Here is an 18,221-nt window from a genome sequence, read left to right on the forward strand (position 1 = left end):
TTGCTGACACGATCAAAAAAATAAAAATATACTGGAGATAATGAATGATAGTCTTGTCACGCCTCTATACCCATCCCGTCAAATCCATGCGCGGAGTGCAACTCTCTCACTCCCTTGTCAATGAAAGTGGCCTGACATTTGATCGTAACTTTATGATAACGACAACCGATGGGACGTTTATTTCTGCCCGTCAATATCCACAGATGCTGCTCTTTACCCCAACCATGCTCCATAATGGCCTCTATTTGCAGGCGCCAAACGGGGAAAGCGCGACTGTACTGTACGATGATTTTCAAGAGGAACGTTTCCCTACCGAAGTTTGGGGAAACCATTTCACCGCGCTGGTTGCCCCTGAATGGGTCAATCATTGGCTGAGTGGTTTTTTTGATACACCAGTACAACTGCGCTGGTTAAGTGAAGAACTCACACGACGAGTCAAAAGATTCCCCGATATTTCGTTATCATTTGCAGATGGTTTTCCCTATTTAATTATCAATGAAGCCTCTTTTCACGCTCTGCAACAACGTTGCCCTGCCAGTATTAAAATAGAGCAGTTTCGTGCCAACATTATTGTCACCGGGGCCGCACCTTTTGAAGAAGATAGCTGGCAGGTGATCCAAATTGGCGATATCGTTTTCGATCTGCCAAAACCGTGCAGCCGCTGTATTCTGACAACCGTCAGTCCGGAAAAAGGCCGTAAAAATCCGCAAAGTGAGCCACTGGCTACACTCCAATCTTTCAGAACAGCCAAAGAAAATGGCGCGGTTGATTTTGGGCAGAATGCGATTGCCCGTCATAGTGGTATCATCCGGGTCGGAGATCGTGTCACTATTCTGGAGAAGAAAACCCCACGCGAATATGGCAGTGGTGAGCAAGCGATTGATTTAACGATAAAGGAAACGGCGGAACAGGCTGTTTCGATTGAATTTAATGGGCAGCATTTTAGCGGAAACAATCAGCAAATTATTTTAGAACAGCTTGAAAATCAAGGTATTCGCATTCCTTATTCATGCCGTGCCGGCATTTGCGGCGCCTGTAAGATATCCCTGGTTAAAGGTGATGTATTACCATTAAAATCCACTGCCATCAAAAATAATGGCAAGATTCTGGCATGTAGTTGTATTCCTAAAAATAATTTAGTTATTGAATTAAACTAATCAACAGCGCTAAATCGCTCGGTCATACAGGGATGACTGAACGGGTTTGGTGTAAAGTGCCATGCGATCATTCATCACCTTAATGGGATCACAAAAATGCATGACACGATCATTCAATGCCAGTTTTTGCTGTGCCAACAAGCATAAACTGGCATTGTCGCCAACGTCCACAGCCATAAACAGGGCAGCGGCAGCGGCAGCATCAGCCTGTAATTGAAGCTGAACAATTTGGCCAAGCTCCGGTTTTGCTATTAAAGAAAAAGGCGAAAAATACCAGCTTTTAGGCATTTGTGGTTTCATAAAACGTAACGCAACCACCGCATTCAGAGCCAGTTCAGCTTTAAATGCGGGAGCAAGTGGAATAAAACGTGCATTTTCTTCAAAGGTATAAAATAACGCAGCATCATCAACTGAAAATGACACGGCTTCCAGTGTCATGGCATAGTCAGTCAACATTTTGGCAGAGAAGCGAGAACGAAAAACCATGCCATTAGCGAGATCGAGCATAACACGGTTATGCTCGGGATCAAAATACCAGCGCCACTGATCATCAGGCCTAATTTTCATTGTTTACCCTTTTATGCTCAAAATCGCTTTTTGGTTAAAAATAAGCATGACTACCCAAATAGGAAGTTTAAAATAAATAATAAAATGTAATCTATTAAGCAAAATATAGACGAGTTGAGGGTAGAAATAAACCTCCGCCCTCAAATTGCGATAAATATTCAGAGATGATTAATAATATCTTTGATGAGTTTTGGCCCTTTGTAGATAAAACCAGAATATATCTGAATTAATGAAGCTCCTGCTGCCATTTTTTCTCTGGCCGCAACCAGTGAATCAATTCCACCAACACCAATAATTGGTATTTCACCTTTTAATTCTTGTGAAAGACGACGGATAATATTTGTGCTACACAATTGAACAGGACGTCCACTTAATCCCCCGGCTTGCTGGCAGTGATTCAAACCGGCGATAAGCTTTCTATCCAAAGTCGTATTCGTTGCAATAACCCCATCAATATGATGGCGCATTAAACTATCAGCAATCTTTATTAATTCTTCTTCTGAAAGATCGGGCGAGATTTTAACAGCAACAGGAACATATTTTTGGTATTTTTGCTGAAGTTCACTTTGCTTATTTTTAATCGCAGATAAAAGGTCATCCAATGCGTCACCGTACTGGAGTGTCCGCAAACCGGGCGTATTAGGCGAGGAAATATTGATCGTGATATAACCCGCATGAGGATAAATTTTATCTATGCAAATTAAATAATCATCTTTTCCATTTTCGACCGGCGTATCTTTATTTTTGCCAATATTGATGCCGATAATCCCATCATATTTTGCTTGCTTAACATTCTCAACCAGATTATCTACCCCAAGGTTATTAAAGCCCATCCGATTGATGATCCCCTCCGCTTCAACGACACGGAATAATCTTGGTTTATCGTTTCCAGCTTGTGGCCGGGGTGTGACGGTGCCAATTTCAACAAACCCAAAGCCCATCGCACCAAACGCATCAATGCACTCCCCGTTTTTATCAAGGCCAGCGGCTAAACCAAGTGGATTTTTGAAGGATAATCCCATACAAGTCACGGGCTTAGTGGCAACTGACTGGCGGACGATAAATTCGAAAGGCGTACCGGCGATGCGTTTGAGCTGGTGGAAAGTCAGTTCATGTGCCTGTTCAGGATCAAGCTGGAACAATGCCTTCCGTACTAGAGAATAATACATTTAGATTAACCTACTGTTTTTTATGATTTTTGTATCAGAATTGTCAGTTATACATTTTAAATTATGCACAATTCTATACATATAGTTGCTACGTTGTCATAACAGGAAGAGGGCACTAATTTACCATTATATGAGTGACTAGTCCTGATATAAGTTGACAACTTTTCAGGCATACAACGCCCGATGAACCTCATCGGGTGTTTTATAATTCAGAGACAAATGCAGTCGTTTTTCATTATAAAGCTGTATTGATTCTTGTATTAACTTTCTTGCCTGTATTCGCTTATTGTCTTAAGCGTCAACGGGTCGTTCTTCAGTGGCCCGAGGATCGCGTCCAACAAGCCAGGAAAGCGAGCATTGAGATCCTCGCGACGCAACGACAACCTGTACTCTTGTCCAATCCTACGTTGCCACACGATGCCGCTGTCACGCAAGATCCGGAAGTGGTGAGTCATCGTTGATTTTCCCACCGTTGGTAGAACTGCACAGCACGGGTGCTCGCCCCCTTCGGCGATCATTCGAACGGCAGCAAGGCGCAATGGGTTGGAGAGCGCACTCATGACGCTCTCCAATCGTATTTCATTAGACTGTGGATGATTTGCAAGTTTCATGAGCCCAATGGTACACAAATCCATGTATCCTGTCGATGCATTTAAGTGTTTTGCGAGTCGGCACGCGGCGTATGAGAATTACCGACAGAGCCGCCTGTTCTAGCTAGAAGCGAGGTTATCCTGACTTGGCTCGTTACCCCAGCAAGGAGATGTTGCTGTGTTGACGGTAAATTCGGGACTATGGCCACAAATGCCAAGTTTGCACCTTAGTAACTCTCCACTAGCACAATTCCGCGAGGTCTTGCTCTGTAAGCTTGATGGAGCGCGCTGCAATGTTCTCCACCAAATGTGCAATCAAACCAGTACAAGGAATGGAGTATAAAACAGGTTGCCCACCTTCTTTTAAACAATGAAAAAGGCTTTGGATTTTATACCCATTAATTCAACTTAAATTGGGGTTATTATCATAGCATCAGCCAGCCTGCCTGCATGGAGTTGCGTCGGATACCAGACGGCTACCTTGATCAAGGAGAAGAGCAAGAACTATGGCCCCGCATGCGAACATGAACAGCACCGCGTGATAGCCTCCACTTGCATCGAACAACGCCGAATAGGCAAATCCTGCCAAGGCTTGAGCAGATGCGAACGATGCCGTTGCACGGCTCCACGCGATCTGCTGCTGGTGATGGCTGGGGAGCAGCTCATGTACCCGTGCCAATGTCAGTGGGACGATGCCTGGAGGGAATGAGCCAATGATCACGGACAGAAAAGCCAGCACTGGAAGTGAGGTTGTGAAAGGTATGAAGGCTAAGGCAATTGCCTGCGCTGTCAGCACTAGGCGAATGCCGGTCTGAGCGCCGAGTTTGTCGGCGACGAACCCATAGGTCACTGGGCCAATGATAGCGCCTAGTCCGTACATGATCCAGACGATCGCACCTGCATGTGCGTCTGCACCGATTCCTCTGGCAACATAGTCGACCAGGAACATCATAGCGGGAACAAGGCCAATCGCCATGAGCCCATATTGCGCATAGACCAGATAAACACCGCTGTTACGAACTGGCGCTGGTGTGACAAAGTGCGCTGGAGCTACACTGTGGTTTGTCGGTATTGGCCACCCGAACCAACTGGCCGCCAACAGAATCAACGAGATGATGCCAAGTCCGAACCATGTCTGTTGAAGGCCGAGCTCTAGCAGAGGCGGAATAATGGTTCCTGAGCCAGCAATGCCTAGGCCAATACCTAAGAAGATCGCGCCACTGGCAAGGCCCCTGCTTGACGGGTGTACGTGCGGCAACACCGTCGCGGCCACGAGGACCATGACGGTTCCGCCGGCGATGCCAGAGAGCAGACGCCACACAAAAAACCAACCGAAGGAAATTGGGAAGCCGCAGGCAAAGAATGAGAGGGTCACTACAACCATCATGAGGCGCAGTGTGCTCTTATTGCTTAAGCGGCGGGCCAGCGGATGGCCGAGCAGTGCGCCAATGAGGTAGCCGACCAGGTTAGCCGCTCCGAGGTAGACCACATCGCTGGCCGCGAACCAGTGCGCCTGGATCAATGGTGGAATAAGGGGGGTATATGCGAAACGCGCAAGACCAATACTGACAAGACAGGCGCAAAAACCAGCAAAGATTGTTATCCTGGCATTGGGGTAGTTTGGTGGAGCAGGCAGTTCTATTTTTGACATTCTCGGTATTCCAAAAGGTTGACTACCACTAGCATATCGACGAGTATTGCTGCAGTCTTGCAGCAATTGTGAATCTGAGAGATGCATTTTTGCATCAGGTGGGGTATATGGATTGGAGTGACGCTCGCATATTTTTGGCACTTTGCCGATGCTCGACCCTACGAGCAGCGGCACGGTCACTGGGGATCGATCAGGCCACCGTTGGGCGGCGGGTTGTTGCCTTGGAGAAGTCTTTGAATGCCACGCTCTTCCTGCGAACCTCCGGTGGCTATGCGTTGACGGCGATAGGGGAAGTGGCGTTCAGCAATGCCGAGAAGATGGAACACGCTGCACTCGAGCTCGAACGGCAAGTTCAGGGATTGGATGAACGGTTGACTGGTGTGGTACGGGTGAGCACTACCGATTCTTTCGCCATTGACTTTTTGATCCCTGCCATCGCCCGCCTGCATGACAAGCACCCTGATATCTTAGTGCAGTTGGACGCGTCCACACGCATGCTCAACCTCTCCAAGCGCGAAGTCGACATAGCAGTGCGCAATGCACGTCCAGATAACCCTGATCTGATAGCACGTTGTTTGGCTCGCTGGCCTGTAGGCTTGTTTGCCTCAAAGGCTTATGTGAAAGCGCGAGGCAAGCCTGAGCTTGGGCAGCATTTCCAGGGACACGATCTGGTGCTGTTTCAGCCCCACTTTGAGTGTGTCAAAGACCTGACGTTGGTCGGCGAATCAGTGTGCAATGGCCGTGTTGTGTCGACACTGAGCTCCAGTTTGCTTGTTCGTCAATCCATTGCGGCAGGTATAGGGCTGGGAGAGCTCCCGATCTACATAGGCAAGCGCGATGGGCTGATTCAATTATGGCCTGAGCGGACGGGGGCGGTGCTTTACGAGGTATGGATGGTCATCCACGCTGATCTGCGGCATACCGTGAAGATTAGGGCTGTCATTGATGAGATCGTCGAAGCATTTGCTGGTCCTGAAATGTGAGCGCAGGCAGCCAGAGCGACCACCTGCAACGATTGATGGAGTGCCATGTCACTAACCTGATGACGTCAGATGTTATTCAATGCTTCGATAAGCATGAATAGCGTTAGCTGGGTTCAACATCATTAGATCGAGCTCAAGGCATGGAAAATGACTGATGTGGTCTGCCAACCCCGATCGCTATCCTTAATCAACGCGGTCTATAAAGGACAGATGATTTATCGCCGTGCTCAGTTATCCTAGTTCAATCCAGTGAGCGTGCTCGAAGTCATCATCCGTATCTCACTGGCAGAAGCCGAGGCTAACGCCTTCTGCCAGCACACCTACCACGGACACTGCGGGGGTGGTCAAAAATCATTTAAGGGCATTTAGCGGACTGCGCTATATTCCGCAGGGACCCAGCGATATGCTTCTCCGTCGGCTATCACACGACCTAATCCAGGAAACGGCAAATGTGCAGCGGCAATCCATAGCTTTCCTTGTACCGCATAGTTAAAGATACGTTTACGCGTTTCAATTGCTGTTTTAGGGTCGTGATCAAAGACAACGGATACTTCGGGATGCTTGAACTGTACCGCGTGGCTGTGAACCACATCACCCCACACCAGCAGTTTTTTTTCACCACCGTCGATCAAGTAACCCGCCATGCCAGGTGAGTGCCCAGCTTCGTCAATGCTATTAATGCCTGGTACTGGAGATTCACCTTTTACAAACGTACGGAAGCGCCCAGCAGCTTTATACGGTGCAACAGTTCGCTGTGCTGCCTTGAAAAACATGCGGTCGCTCTCTGGCGCTGAGTTTTCGGCAGTGTCACTTAGCCAGTAATCAGCATCTACTTTTGGAGCGATGAACTCGGCATTCTTGAACACCATTGAACCATCGGGATTTGTCGCGCCGCACGCATGATCCGGATGCATGTGAGTCACAATGACAGCATCTACGTCGTCCGGGTTAATTCCCGAGGCGTTAATATTTTTTTCCAGCTTACCTAGCGTCTCACCAAAGCAGTCCGATGCACCTGCATCGATTAACGTCAGGTGGCCCTTTTGCTGAACTAAATAAGCATTTACAGATGTTTGTACGCCATCCTTGTTAGTTGGGACCGACATTGCCTCCAGCATGCCCTCAAGGTCTAAACCGCTAGTGCCTTGGAGCACGGATTCTTTCAAGTAGACCGGGCCATCATGAAATGCAGTAACTGTTACTTGTTCGCCCAATGCCATGCGATAGTAACCAGGGACCTGGACATTAGCTGCTGCAGTATTTTGCGATGTTTCCGACGCCATTACCGCTGATGCAGACAATGCAAGGAGAACACTGGCGGTTGCGGCTCGTTGCGAATGGAATCTAATGTTTTTGAAGTTCATATTTTCGTTATCTCACGTCTTGATTAATATGGTTTAACAGTTAACACTTCGTATAAAGGTACGAGAGTACGCGTAGCATATCACCAATTATGTTCGACGCCTAATAAAAAAATCGGACAATAGTGGTTGGTCTCGAAAATCAATATCCAGAGTGGCTTCCTTCCTCTAAATACAAAGGCCCATTTATTTGGTGCCGAGCCAACTGGTTCCAGTTTTAGCTGATAGCTTCTCAAGCCTAGACGTCGCTGCCGCCTTAGGAGCTTGGAATTAATGCAAAGAGTGACAAAGAGTAAGCTTTGAAAGCACCCGTTCGTCATTAGAGGTACGGCGATGAGCGTGGGCATTTACATGGATTAGTGCTACTTGAGGGCGCTTGCGTTGTTGCTAAGGTTTTATGATACCAGTATTATCGTATCATTAATCACATCAGGAGCTCACTATGCTATTGGAAATTTGGTCCGACTACGCCTGCCCATATTGCTACATCGGTAAGCGACACCTCGAACAGGCACTCGCTGAATTCGAGCAGGCAGGCGATGTTCAAATCGTCTTTAGAACATTCGAACTTGATCGCACTGCCAGTCGAAAAGTGGTAAACACAACGCAGCAACGCATTGAATCTAAGTACCGCAAGGACCCGCTGGGCGCTAAGGACATGATCAACCACATCGTTTCCTTAGCTGAAAGATCCGGGCTGGAAATGAACTACTCCACCGTGCAATACAGCAACACATTTGATGCGCATCGCCTGACCCACTATGCAGAGACGAAGGGGGCTGCGGCAGAGATGACAGAGCGGCTGTTCCGAGCCTACTTCACTGAGAACTCAGTGCTGGCTGATCACGTGCTCCTGCTCCAGATTGCAACAGAGCTAGGGCTGGATCCGGTCGAAACGAAGGATGTTCTCGATTCTGACCAGTTTGCCGATGTCGCTCGGGGGGATGAAACACAGGCAGAACTCCAAGGGGTTCGTGGTGTCCCTTTCTTCCTTCTTGAAGACGGAACGCAGTTGTCCGGTGCGCAGCCCAAGGAAGCACTCTTGAACGCGCTTCGCACCAGTTGGATCAGCACCCGATAGTTCCATACATCGACTATTCCGTCTTGCAATGACAAGATCTGTAAGCTATCGGGTCGGTAAGACGATAGATGATCATGATGACTAGTCTTGATATAGGTTGACAACTTTTCAGGCATAAAACGCTCGATGAACCTCATCGGGCGTTTTATAGTTTAATGATAAATGGGGGCGCCTTTCATTATAAATCTGTATTGATTCTTCAACCAACCTCCGAGCTTGCTTTAAATTGCTCGGTTTTATCAATAAGTATTCCATTTTTAATATCCCATTGACTCGCTCTGCCAATGCATTTTGATAACAGTCATAGCCATCCGTCATAGGACATTGAATATTATGTTTTTTATGGATTTCCTGATACTCCGACGAACAATATTGTAAGCCTCGATCTGAATGATGGATCAACGGGGTTGTTGAACTTCGTTTTTTTAATGCTTCCACTAATGATTTCTTGACGGCCTTTGTTTTCATATTGTCATCAAGATGATAACCCACTATTTTTCGTGAATAAGCATCCGTGATTAGACTTAAATAAGTATCGCCTTCGTGAGTAGATAAATACGTAATATCAGCAACCCACAGTTGCTCTGGCAGTGAAGGGATAAACCCTGATTTAATTAAATTTGGATGTCGATGAAAACGATGATGACTCAGTGTTGTTCGATGATAAGCCCGTTTATTAGGCACTAATAAGCGATGTTCTTTCAATAAAGAAAATAATCGGTCACGCCCAATAATTAATTGTTTTTGTTTCAAAAGGAAGTGTAACTTTCTAACCCCCAGTCTGGGCTGAACAGTCCGTTCCGATTTCACCGCACAAACAATAATAGCCTCTGACCTTTTTCGTTTATCAGACGTATCTTGACGTTTGTAGTAGGCTTGTCGAGTAATTTTCATAAAACGACAAGCTTTGGTTACGGTGAGTTTTTCAATCGTCTTTTCCTTAACAACTCGGCTTTGCGCTTTTTTGATAGGCGAACTCCAAAATCCCTATCCATCACTTTGACAACGGCTTCAAAAAAATCGGCCTTGAGTTGCATGTCCTCAAGTTCTTTTTCAAGTGCTTTAATGCGTTGTTCTGGAGTTTGTTGCTCTGAAGTTTGAATCATAGCAGCACCTTTATAAAGAGTGTTGGGCGTACCTTTCGACCAATCTAATCTACCATGCTTACGTAACCAAACCAAAACGGTTGAACGGCCCTGTATGCCATATTGATATTGAGCTTGTTTATAGGTGAGCTCGCCTTTTTCTACTTGGTCAACAACCGCCAATTTAAAGGCAAGGGAATAATCACGTTGAGTTCGTTTAGCTATTGGTTTCATTACATTCTCCAATTTTAGATTGGAAAAGTGTCAACCTTATTTAGGACGGGTCAGAGTCAACAAAAAAGCCCTTCTATCAACAGACAAAAAGTCTGTTCTTCGGGCCTTTTTCTCTTAGAAGCACTGTGTGGCAAAATATCCCTGCGAAGGTGGCATTCCATCCTGGACTATAGCAAGAACACCTGATGGTACGGCGTCACACCCGTAATCCTGTACCAGTCCTTTATACTGCGGTTCGCTGTGGGGGAGACACGGGCCGCAAGGAAGTTCCAGTATAAGATGATAACCGGCACATATGCGTGTCCGGCGATTGTTGTTCTCCCTTCTCCTCTTTCCGTCTCCGACGAAAAACCTCTATCCATAAATTACATACCTCATTGTTAATTTTGATATTAAATGCTCGTTAAATTTTTGGGTTTCCTATGTAACAAAATCCAGCAATTGTATTTTTTGTGATCTTCATTGTATAACCAATGATCAATAGTTGTACTACAATCATGCATAATGGTACTACTTTCAAAACCAACTTTTAATCGGTTTTGTTTTCCCTTACAAAAGCAAATAGGTGCAAATATCAGACAGACATATTGAGGAAAACATGACAGACGGCAACGTGAGCAAAACGGAACGTATCATCATCCAGCTTGGGGAACAGATTGTTTCTGGTAAATATCAACCCGGTGCGCCACTTTCGACGGAAGCGGAACTTTGTGATGAATTTGAGACATCACGCAACATTATCCGGGAAGTTTTCAGAGCCCTGGTGGCGAAAGGACTCATCGAAATGAAACGTTATCGGGGGGCATTTGTCGCGGTAAGAAGCCAGTGGAACTATCTGGACTCAGATGTTCTGAAATGGGTTCTGGCGAGCGATCACGATACTTCACTGATTGCATCAATGAGTGAGGTCAGACAGTTGATTGAACCGACCATTGCACGCTGGGCAGCAGAACGGGCGACCTCCGGAGATCTGGTTCAGATTGAGCGGGCACTGAATGATATGCGTGTCAATCACCAGGACAAAGAAGCATTCAGTGAAGCTGATATCCGTTATCACGAGGCAGTGTTGGGAGCCGTGCATAACCCTTTATTACAGCAGCTTTCTGTTGCAATAAGTTCATTACAACGTGTCGTTTTTGAAAGAACTTATAGGGGGGACAACGACAACATGCCGCAGACGTTATTACAGCACCAGGTCTTATTTGAGGCAATCAGACGTCAGGACAGTGAAGGGGCAGAACATGCCGCACTGGACATGATTGCCAGTGCGACAAAACGACTGAAGGACATTACATGAAAGGTGATTATATTGCGATTGACTGGGGGTCTACAAACCTGCGCGCCTGGTTATATCGCGATGGCGTTGCGACCGAATATCGTCACTCTGCGTCAGGTATTACACGTCTGGGAAATCAAACTCCTCAGCAGGTGTTTGACGATATCACCAGAGGCTGGCGTGACTCAGGAAATCCGGTCGTCATGGCCGGTATGGTCGGAAGCAATGCAGGCTGGATATCTGTTCCTTATCTGTCGTGCCCGACACGTCTTGACGATTTGGCTATACATCTGACTCCGGTTGATGACGCTGTTTGGATTGTCCCGGGGCTCAGTGTGAATCGGGATGGTAACTGTAATGTTATGCGCGGTGAAGAAACTCAGTTGCTGGGTGCCTGGCGGGAAATGCCTGCATCGGTTTTCATTATGCCAGGGACACACAGTAAATGGGTACTGATGAAGGGTGATTCCGTGCAGGACTTTCGCACTGTAATGACGGGAGAGTTGCATTATCTCCTGATGAACCATTCACTTATCGGCTCAGGATTACCGAAGCAAATACCTGATGAATCCGCCTTTACCCGCGGTTTACACTTAGGGCTCAATGATGCAGCAGTGCTGGTCCGACTGTTTGAAGTCCGGGCAGCCCATGTTCTCGGGAAATTACCCCGGGAATATGTCAGCGACTGGCTGTCGGGGATATTGATCGGGGCTGAGGTGGCAGAAATGAAATCCCTTTATGACAACGGAGTGACTGATAAAGCGACAGTAATCGCAAATCCCGAACTGGCAAAACGCTATGTCATTGCGCTGAAGCAGGCGGGTATACCATCAGAAGTGATGGAGGGGGAATATGCATTTCAGACAGGAATAAGGAGCATTATTCATGAATTGGCAAGATAATATCCCGTTAATCGCGATCTTACGCGGGATTACCCCGGAAGAAACGTTTGCACATGTCAGTGCTCTGGTGGAGGAGGGATTCACCGCGGTCGAGATCCCTCTGAACTCACCAGACTGGCGTCAGAGCATTACCGACATGGTGAAAACCTTTGGCGACAAAATTCTTGTTGGCGCAGGCACAGTTCTCCGAACAACAGAAGTTGAGGAACTGGCCGCCATCGGCAGCAGGCTTATCGTCACGCCCAATACAGATCGTACTGTTATTCGGCGTGCTGCGGAACATGGCATGACAATTTGTGCGGGTTGCGCGACAGCCACTGAAGCCTTCACGGCACTGGAGGCCGGAGCTCATACGTTAAAAATCTTCCCCTCCTCGGTTTTCGGACCCGCTTACATTAAGGCGCTGAAATCCGTGTTACCCCCACAGATTCCTGTGTTTGCCGTTGGTGGCATTACCCCTGACAATCTCGCAGATTACCTTAATGCTGGCTGCGCCGGTGCTGGACTGGGCAGTGACCTTTACCGTGCCGGTCAGCCAGCAGAGCAGACACGTGAACAGGCCAGGAAATTTATTCGCGTTTACAGGGATGCCGTCAAATGAAAATAACCAGATTAACCACATATCGCCTTCCGCCTCGCTGGCTGTTTTTAAAAGTAGAAACGGATGAAGGGGTTATCGGGTGGGGAGAACCTGTCGTCGAAGGACATGCACGCAGCGTTGAGACCGCTGTGCATGAAATGAGCCATTATCTTATTGGTCAGGATCCCTCGCGTATCAATGACCTCTGGCAGACATTATACCGAGGTGGGTTTTATCGAGGTGGCGCGACAATAATGAGTGCCATTGCAGGCATCGACCAAGCCTTGTGGGATATCAAGGGAAAAGTACTGGGCGTGCCTGTTTACCAGCTACTGGGCGGACTGGTACGTGACCAAATAAAAACGTACAGCTGGGTCGGTGGCGATCGCCCGGCTGATATCATAGAAGGTATCAATAAACTCCGTAAGGCGGGCTTTGACACCTTTAAACTGAATGGCTGTGAAGAGATGGGTATTCTTGATAATACCCGTAAAGTGGATGCAACGGTGGCCGTGGTCGCCAGTATTCGCGAAACTTTCGGAACCGCGATTGATTTTGGTCTGGACTTCCACGGGCGTGTCAGTGCCCCCATGGCAAAAATCCTCATTAAAGAATTGGAACCCTATCGCCCGTTGTTTATTGAAGAACCGGTGCTGGCAGAACAGGCTGAGTATTACCCTAAACTGGCTGCACAAACACCTATTCCACTGGCCGCAGGCGAGCGAATGTATTCGCGCTTCGAATTTAAACATATTCTTGAAGCCGGAGGTATTGCAATTTTGCAACCGGATTTGTCCCACGCGGGTGGAATTACGGAATGTTATAAAATTGCGGCCATGGCAGAAGCCTATGATGTCTCTTTGGCACCACACTGTCCTCTTGGCCCCATTGCACTTGCATCCTGTCTGCATATTGATTTTGTGTCCAGAAATGCCGTGTTGCAGGAGCAAAGTATGGGCATTCACTATAACAAAGGCGCTGAACTACTGGATTATGTCAAAAATAAAGACGACTTCAGGGTGGTCGAGGGTTATTTTTCCCCATTAACGAAACCAGGACTCGGGGTTGAAATCGATGAAGAGATTGTAAAGGAGAAAAGTAAACTTGCACCGGACTGGACGAATCCCCTCTGGCGATATTATGACGGTGCGGTTGCTGAATGGTAAATTTTTCATTTTAATCACATCACCCTGAATTCTCCTACAGGACATAAAATTTATGCAAATCTCTGAGCGCCCCACCCGGCGGCGGTATTTTGTCGTCTTCATGTTATTTGTAATCGTCATCATTAACTATATAGATCGTGCCAACCTAGCGATAGCATCGCCTCATATTGAAGCTGAATTTGGTTTATCCTCTGTACAGATGGGATATATTTTCTCAGCATTTGGCTGGACATATGCTTTGTTCCAGATCCCGGGAGGACAGTTTCTGGATTTAATTGGCTCAAAAATCACTTATTTTATCGCTATATTGGGCTGGTCGACGGCAACATTATTTCAAGGTTTTGCTAATGGTTTTATCTCATTACTTACCCTTCGTGCCATTACCGGGGTATTTGAAGCTCCTTCATTCCCAACGAATAACCGGGTCATCAGTAGCTGGTACCCGGAGCAGGAACGTGCCGGGGCAATCGCTATCTATACTTCCGGTCAGTATGTCGGATTGGCCTTCTTTACCCCGGTACTTATCTGGGTGCAGCATGTTCTGAGCTGGCACTGGGTATTTATCATGACGGGTACCGTGGGTATTTTCTGGTCATTTTTCTGGTTAATGAAATATAAGAGCGTTAATCAGGATCAAAAAGTGAATGAAGCAGAACGACAGCATATACTAAGCGGCGGTGCGATTTCTGATGATGAAGATATTCAGGGCGAAAATAAAACGAAGGCCCGTCACAAACTGACACTGACTGACTGGAAACTGGTATTCCACCCTAAATTACTCGGGGTTTATATTGTTCAGTTTGCACTTGCCACCACGGTCTGGTTTTTCCTGACATGGTTCCCGACTTACCTGAGTAAAGGACGGGATATTGACCTGTCCACCACAGAGTTAATGACCGCAATACCTTTTATTGCCGCCTTTCTCGGTGTGATTTCTGGGGGGTTCCTGGCTGATAAACTTGTCAGAATGGGGAAAAGTATCGGCATCGCAAGAAAAACACCGATTCTGATTGGTCTGGTATTATCAATGTCGATTGTCCTGGCTAATTACACGACAAACATCAATATTATTGTGTGCTTGCTGGCGATTGCTTTTTTCGGCAATGGTTTTGCTTCACAGGCATGGTCACTGGTTTCCTCTATGGCGCCGGTGCATTTAATCGGTACGAGTGGTGGTTGCTTCAATTTCTTCGGCGCATTAGGTGGTGTTTCGGTACCTATCATTGTCGGATACCTTGCTCAATATTATGGGTTTGTACCGGCGCTGGTCTATATTGCCCTCGTGGTGTTACTGAGTATTATTTCTTTCCTCTTCCTTATTGGAAAAGTTGAACGAATAAAACATGCAGGGCTTGCGTATTAAAATGGACTTGCAATAACCGATGAAAAGAAACGCCAGGATGATATCAACAAACTCCGTTGACGGTAACGGAGTTTGTCAGTAGATAGCGATCCTCCGGTAAAACCGGAGCATATGGCCTATCAGCTTTCAAGTGCCTTAGTGATTTTTTCGTACAAATCACCGGACAAGTTTTCCAGCGCTTTCAATTGTTCCAGTGCCTCACGCATTAAAGCCTGACGTTTCTCACCGTAACGTTTCAGACGGAGCAATGGATTAATCAAGCTTGATGCGACCTGCGGATTCCGGCTATTCAGATCGGTTAACACTTCCACCAAGAATTGATAACCACGGCCATCTTCAGTATGGAAAGCAACTGCATTGCTGGTGAAAAACGTTCTTAATAGCGCATAAACACGGTTTGGATTACTCAGGCTGAAAGCACGATGCTTCATTAAGTCACGCACCTTATCAAGTGCATCAAAGGCAGGATTGGTTGCTTGTAACCGGAACCATTTATCCATCACCAAACCATCCTGATGCCAGCGCTGATCAAATTCATCCATCAATTGATAACTGCAAGGTAATTCAGCAGCGACTGCCGCAGACAAAGCCGCAACACTGTCAGTCATATTATCAGCCTGATAATATTGTGCTGCCACTAATTTATCAGCCAGCGCGGTATTCTCAATAAAGGCTAAATAATAGAGGCAGGTATTACGCAAATCGCGTTTCGCAATATCCTGATGATCCACCCGGTATGCACCTGTATGAAGGCTATGATAAACCGCCGAGAATTCATCAACCATGTCATTCGCCAGCACCTTCGTCATCGCACAAATGACATCATGAATAGCGTCAGGATCGACGACCGTAAACTGTTCCGCGATTTCATTTTCCGATGGCAGAGTCAGGATCAAGGCGGCCAACGCCGGATCGATCTCTTTATCCAGTAATACAGCGCGGAAAGCATCAATGATCGCTGTCGGGAGTTCCAGGGGCTGGGATTTTTGCTTGCGGGCAACATTCAGCTTCACATAATGGGTCAGCAATGTCTGCGCGGCATCCCAACGAGAGAACTCATTACGCGCATGTTTCATCAAGAATGAAAGCTGCTCATCACTGTATGGATAATCCAATTTCACTGGCGCAGAAAATTCACGCAATAAAGAAGGCACCGGCCGTGATGAAACATCATCAAACACAAATGTTTGTTCTGCATGAATGATGTTCAAAACATGATGCACAGGCTGACCATGACGACGCAACGGGATGACGTTTCCTTGTTCATCATAAAGCTCAATATCCAGAGGAATGTGCAGCGGGAGCTTCTCTTTCTGGTCTGCGGTTGACGGCGTCATTTGATTGACGTGCAAAATATATTGCTGTTTTTCTGCATCATATTCATCACGCACCGTCAACACCGGCGTCCCGGATTGGCTATACCAGCGACGGAAAAGCGTCAAATCAACGTTTGAAGCATCTTCCATTGCCTGAACAAAATCATCACAAGTGGCTGCGCTGCCATCATGGCGGTGAATATAAAGTTGCATGCCTGCCTGAAATTGCGTTTCACCCAGTAACGTGTGGATCATCCGAATAACTTCTGCCCCTTTTTCATAGACAGTTAAGGTATAAAAGTTATTCATCTCCATCACCTGATCAGGGCGAATAGGATGCGCCATCGGACTGGCATCTTCAGCAAATTGAGCCGCACGCATAACGCGCACGTTATTGATGCGGTTAACAGAACGTGATCCCAGATCAGAACTGAATTCTTGATCACGGAATACGGTCAACCCCTCTTTCAGACTTAACTGAAACCAGTCACGGCATGTAATCCGGTTTCCTGTCCAGTTATGGAAATATTCATGGCCAATCACCGCTTCAATAGCAAGATAGTCTTTGTCTGTCGCGGTTTCCGTTTTTGCCAGAACATATTTGGAATTGAAAACATTCAGCCCCTTGTTCTCCATCGCCCCCATGTTAAAGAAATCCACGGCGACGATCATATAGATATCAAGGTCATACTCCAAACCAAAGCGAGTTTCATCCCATTTCATCGAGTTTTTCAACGATGTCATGGCCCAATCCGCACGATCCAAATTGCCCCGATCAACAAACAGCGCCAGTGCAACTTCACGACCACTGCGAGTCACAAATGTGTCACGCAAAACATCAAAGTCACCCGCTACCAATGCGAACAAATAAGCAGGTTTTGGGAATGGATCTTGCCATTTCACCCAATGACGTCCATCTTCCAGCTCGCCTTGCCCAATACAGTTACCATTGGAAAGTAGGGATGGATACTTGGATTTATCCGCCGTAATACGTGTTGTAAAACACGCCAGAACATCTGGACGATCCAAATAATACGTAATATGGCGGAACCCTTCCGCTTCACATTGGGTACACAGGGCATCTCCAGACACATATAGCCCTTCAAGGGCGGTATTTGCTGAGGGGTTAATGTCATTCACTATTTTCAGGGTAAACTGAGCCGGGATCTGCTCAATCCGCAGTTTTCCATCCTGTTCCTGATAATGTTCCCACGCTTTATCATCTATATAGAGAGCTTTTAATGTGAGATTTTCTCCATCCAAAACCAGTGAGGTCATATCATTAGTCAGACGTTTTACCTGACTAATTGCCGTCACCGTTGTTTTCTCAGCACTCAATTCAAAATCGAGATCAATATCAGTAATCGTGTATTCTGGTGCTTGATAGTCCAGACGGTGTTTAACAAGTCGCTGTTGTGTCATAGGGAACCTTTTCCATTACGTTTTAACAGGCATATTGCACAGATATTTTTTTACAGGTACAGTCTCACATCAATATCGCCGGTATCACGATATCATCTTAATGACAAAGCGCCTGACAAGCTGCGTTTCTATCAAAACAGGCAAAACGCTAACGCTGCCACAGAGTCAACGTCCTTTCAATCAATAAGTCTCTTTTTTCACATGTTAATAACTTATTAAATAAAATGGTATGCTATGTAGCGATATATTGGTGCTTTCGTGCTAATTGTCATTTCATCGCTCATTTAACATGATATTATCTCTAAATGGATTAACCTT

At 46.5% G+C, this 18,221-nt stretch carries 15 protein-coding genes and 1 pseudogene; 9 read left to right on the plus strand and 7 right to left on the minus strand.

Features of this window, described 5'->3' with window-relative positions; translation table 11 throughout:
* Nucleotides 1–44: 44 nt before the first annotated feature.
* Nucleotides 45–1,157, plus strand: coding sequence for a YcbX family protein (locus XPG1_RS09675; RefSeq protein WP_045958888.1), 1,113 nt, complete (start codon nt 45–47; stop codon nt 1,155–1,157).
* Nucleotides 1,158–1,166: 9 nt separating this feature from the next.
* Here the strand turns inward: XPG1_RS09675 and XPG1_RS09680 are convergent, their stop codons facing one another.
* The 3 genes and pseudogenes from XPG1_RS09680 to XPG1_RS19170 all read right to left on the minus strand — a co-directional run.
* A complete protein-coding gene (locus XPG1_RS09680) occupies nt 1,167–1,724 on the minus strand; it encodes a cell division protein ZapC (protein ID WP_045958889.1) in 558 nt (185 codons plus the stop codon).
* A 158-nt stretch (nt 1,725–1,882) separates the two neighbouring features.
* A complete protein-coding gene (gene pyrD / locus XPG1_RS09685) occupies nt 1,883–2,893 on the minus strand; it encodes a quinone-dependent dihydroorotate dehydrogenase (protein ID WP_045958890.1) in 1,011 nt (336 codons plus the stop codon).
* Nucleotides 2,894–3,058: 165 nt separating this feature from the next.
* Nucleotides 3,059–3,169: pseudogene (locus XPG1_RS19170) on the minus strand (integrase core domain-containing protein); the annotation flags it as partial.
* Between XPG1_RS19170 and XPG1_RS19175 the strand changes: the two are divergent.
* Nucleotides 3,142–3,354, plus strand: a complete 213-nt coding sequence (locus XPG1_RS19175) for a hypothetical protein (protein WP_173425871.1) — start codon at nt 3,142–3,144, stop codon at nt 3,352–3,354. The pseudogene XPG1_RS19170 and the gene XPG1_RS19175 overlap by 28 nt on opposite strands.
* A 562-nt stretch (nt 3,355–3,916) precedes the next feature.
* Here the strand turns inward: XPG1_RS19175 and XPG1_RS09695 are convergent.
* Nucleotides 3,917–5,134 (minus strand): YbfB/YjiJ family MFS transporter, encoded by a 1,218-nt coding sequence (locus XPG1_RS09695; protein WP_045958891.1) that lies wholly within the window; start codon nt 5,132–5,134, stop codon nt 3,917–3,919.
* A 107-nt stretch (nt 5,135–5,241) separates the two neighbouring features.
* Between XPG1_RS09695 and XPG1_RS09700 the strand changes: the two genes are divergently transcribed.
* A complete protein-coding gene (locus XPG1_RS09700) occupies nt 5,242–6,117 on the plus strand; it encodes a LysR family transcriptional regulator (RefSeq protein WP_045958892.1) in 876 nt (291 codons plus the stop codon).
* Nucleotides 6,118–6,482: 365 nt separating this feature from the next.
* Here the strand turns inward: XPG1_RS09700 and XPG1_RS09705 are convergent, their stop codons facing one another.
* On the minus strand, nt 6,483–7,481 hold the full coding sequence (locus XPG1_RS09705) for an MBL fold metallo-hydrolase (RefSeq protein ID WP_045958893.1): 999 nt from the start codon (nt 7,479–7,481) through the stop codon (nt 6,483–6,485).
* Nucleotides 7,482–7,920: 439 nt separating this feature from the next.
* On the opposite strand from XPG1_RS09705, the gene XPG1_RS09710 reads away from it, so the two are divergent.
* Entirely contained in the window at nt 7,921–8,559 is a 639-nt protein-coding gene (locus XPG1_RS09710) for a DsbA family oxidoreductase (protein WP_045958894.1), read from the plus strand.
* Between the two features lie 108 nt (nt 8,560–8,667).
* Here the strand turns inward: XPG1_RS09710 and XPG1_RS18020 are convergent.
* Nucleotides 8,668–9,878, minus strand: a protein-coding gene (locus XPG1_RS18020; protein ID WP_436286809.1) for an IS3 family transposase whose coding sequence is annotated in 2 segments (ribosomal slippage) — nt 8,668–9,536 and nt 9,536–9,878 — 1,212 coding nt in all. Because the reading frame shifts where the segments join, the coding sequence is not laid out codon by codon here.
* A 598-nt stretch (nt 9,879–10,476) separates the two neighbouring features.
* Here XPG1_RS18020 and XPG1_RS09725 point away from each other — a divergent pair.
* Genes XPG1_RS09725 through XPG1_RS09745 form a run of 5 tightly spaced genes read left to right on the plus strand, consistent with a single transcriptional unit; the run spans nt 10,477 to nt 15,165 of the window.
* On the plus strand, nt 10,477–11,175 hold the full coding sequence (locus tag XPG1_RS09725; protein ID WP_045958897.1) for a FadR/GntR family transcriptional regulator: 699 nt from the start codon (nt 10,477–10,479) through the stop codon (nt 11,173–11,175).
* Nucleotides 11,172–12,056, plus strand: coding sequence for a 2-dehydro-3-deoxygalactonokinase (locus tag XPG1_RS09730; RefSeq protein ID WP_045958898.1), 885 nt, complete (start codon nt 11,172–11,174; stop codon nt 12,054–12,056). The genes XPG1_RS09725 and XPG1_RS09730 overlap by 4 nt, the downstream gene beginning before the upstream one ends.
* Nucleotides 12,040–12,657 carry a 2-dehydro-3-deoxy-6-phosphogalactonate aldolase gene (locus tag XPG1_RS09735; protein ID WP_045958899.1) on the plus strand — a complete coding sequence of 206 codons (618 nt, stop codon included), beginning with the start codon at nt 12,040–12,042 and terminating at the stop codon, nt 12,655–12,657. Before XPG1_RS09730 ends, XPG1_RS09735 begins: the two co-directional genes overlap by 17 nt.
* Nucleotides 12,654–13,802, plus strand: a complete 1,149-nt coding sequence (dgoD, locus tag XPG1_RS09740) for a galactonate dehydratase (protein ID WP_045958900.1) — start codon at nt 12,654–12,656, stop codon at nt 13,800–13,802. The genes XPG1_RS09735 and dgoD overlap by 4 nt, the downstream gene beginning before the upstream one ends.
* A 52-nt stretch (nt 13,803–13,854) precedes the next feature.
* On the plus strand, nt 13,855–15,165 hold the full coding sequence (locus tag XPG1_RS09745; RefSeq protein ID WP_045958901.1) for an MFS transporter: 1,311 nt from the start codon (nt 13,855–13,857) through the stop codon (nt 15,163–15,165).
* A gap of 119 nt (nt 15,166–15,284) precedes the next feature.
* On the opposite strand, the gene pepN is transcribed toward XPG1_RS09745, so the two are convergent.
* The gene (gene pepN / locus XPG1_RS09750) at nt 15,285–17,903 is read right to left on the minus strand and encodes an aminopeptidase N (RefSeq protein ID WP_045958902.1); all 2,619 of its coding nucleotides are present in this window, start codon (nt 17,901–17,903) and stop codon (nt 15,285–15,287) included.
* Nucleotides 17,904–18,221: the final 318 nt, after the last annotated feature.

The organism is Xenorhabdus poinarii G6, from assembly GCF_000968175.1.
Lineage (GTDB): Bacteria > Pseudomonadota > Gammaproteobacteria > Enterobacterales > Enterobacteriaceae > Xenorhabdus > Xenorhabdus poinarii.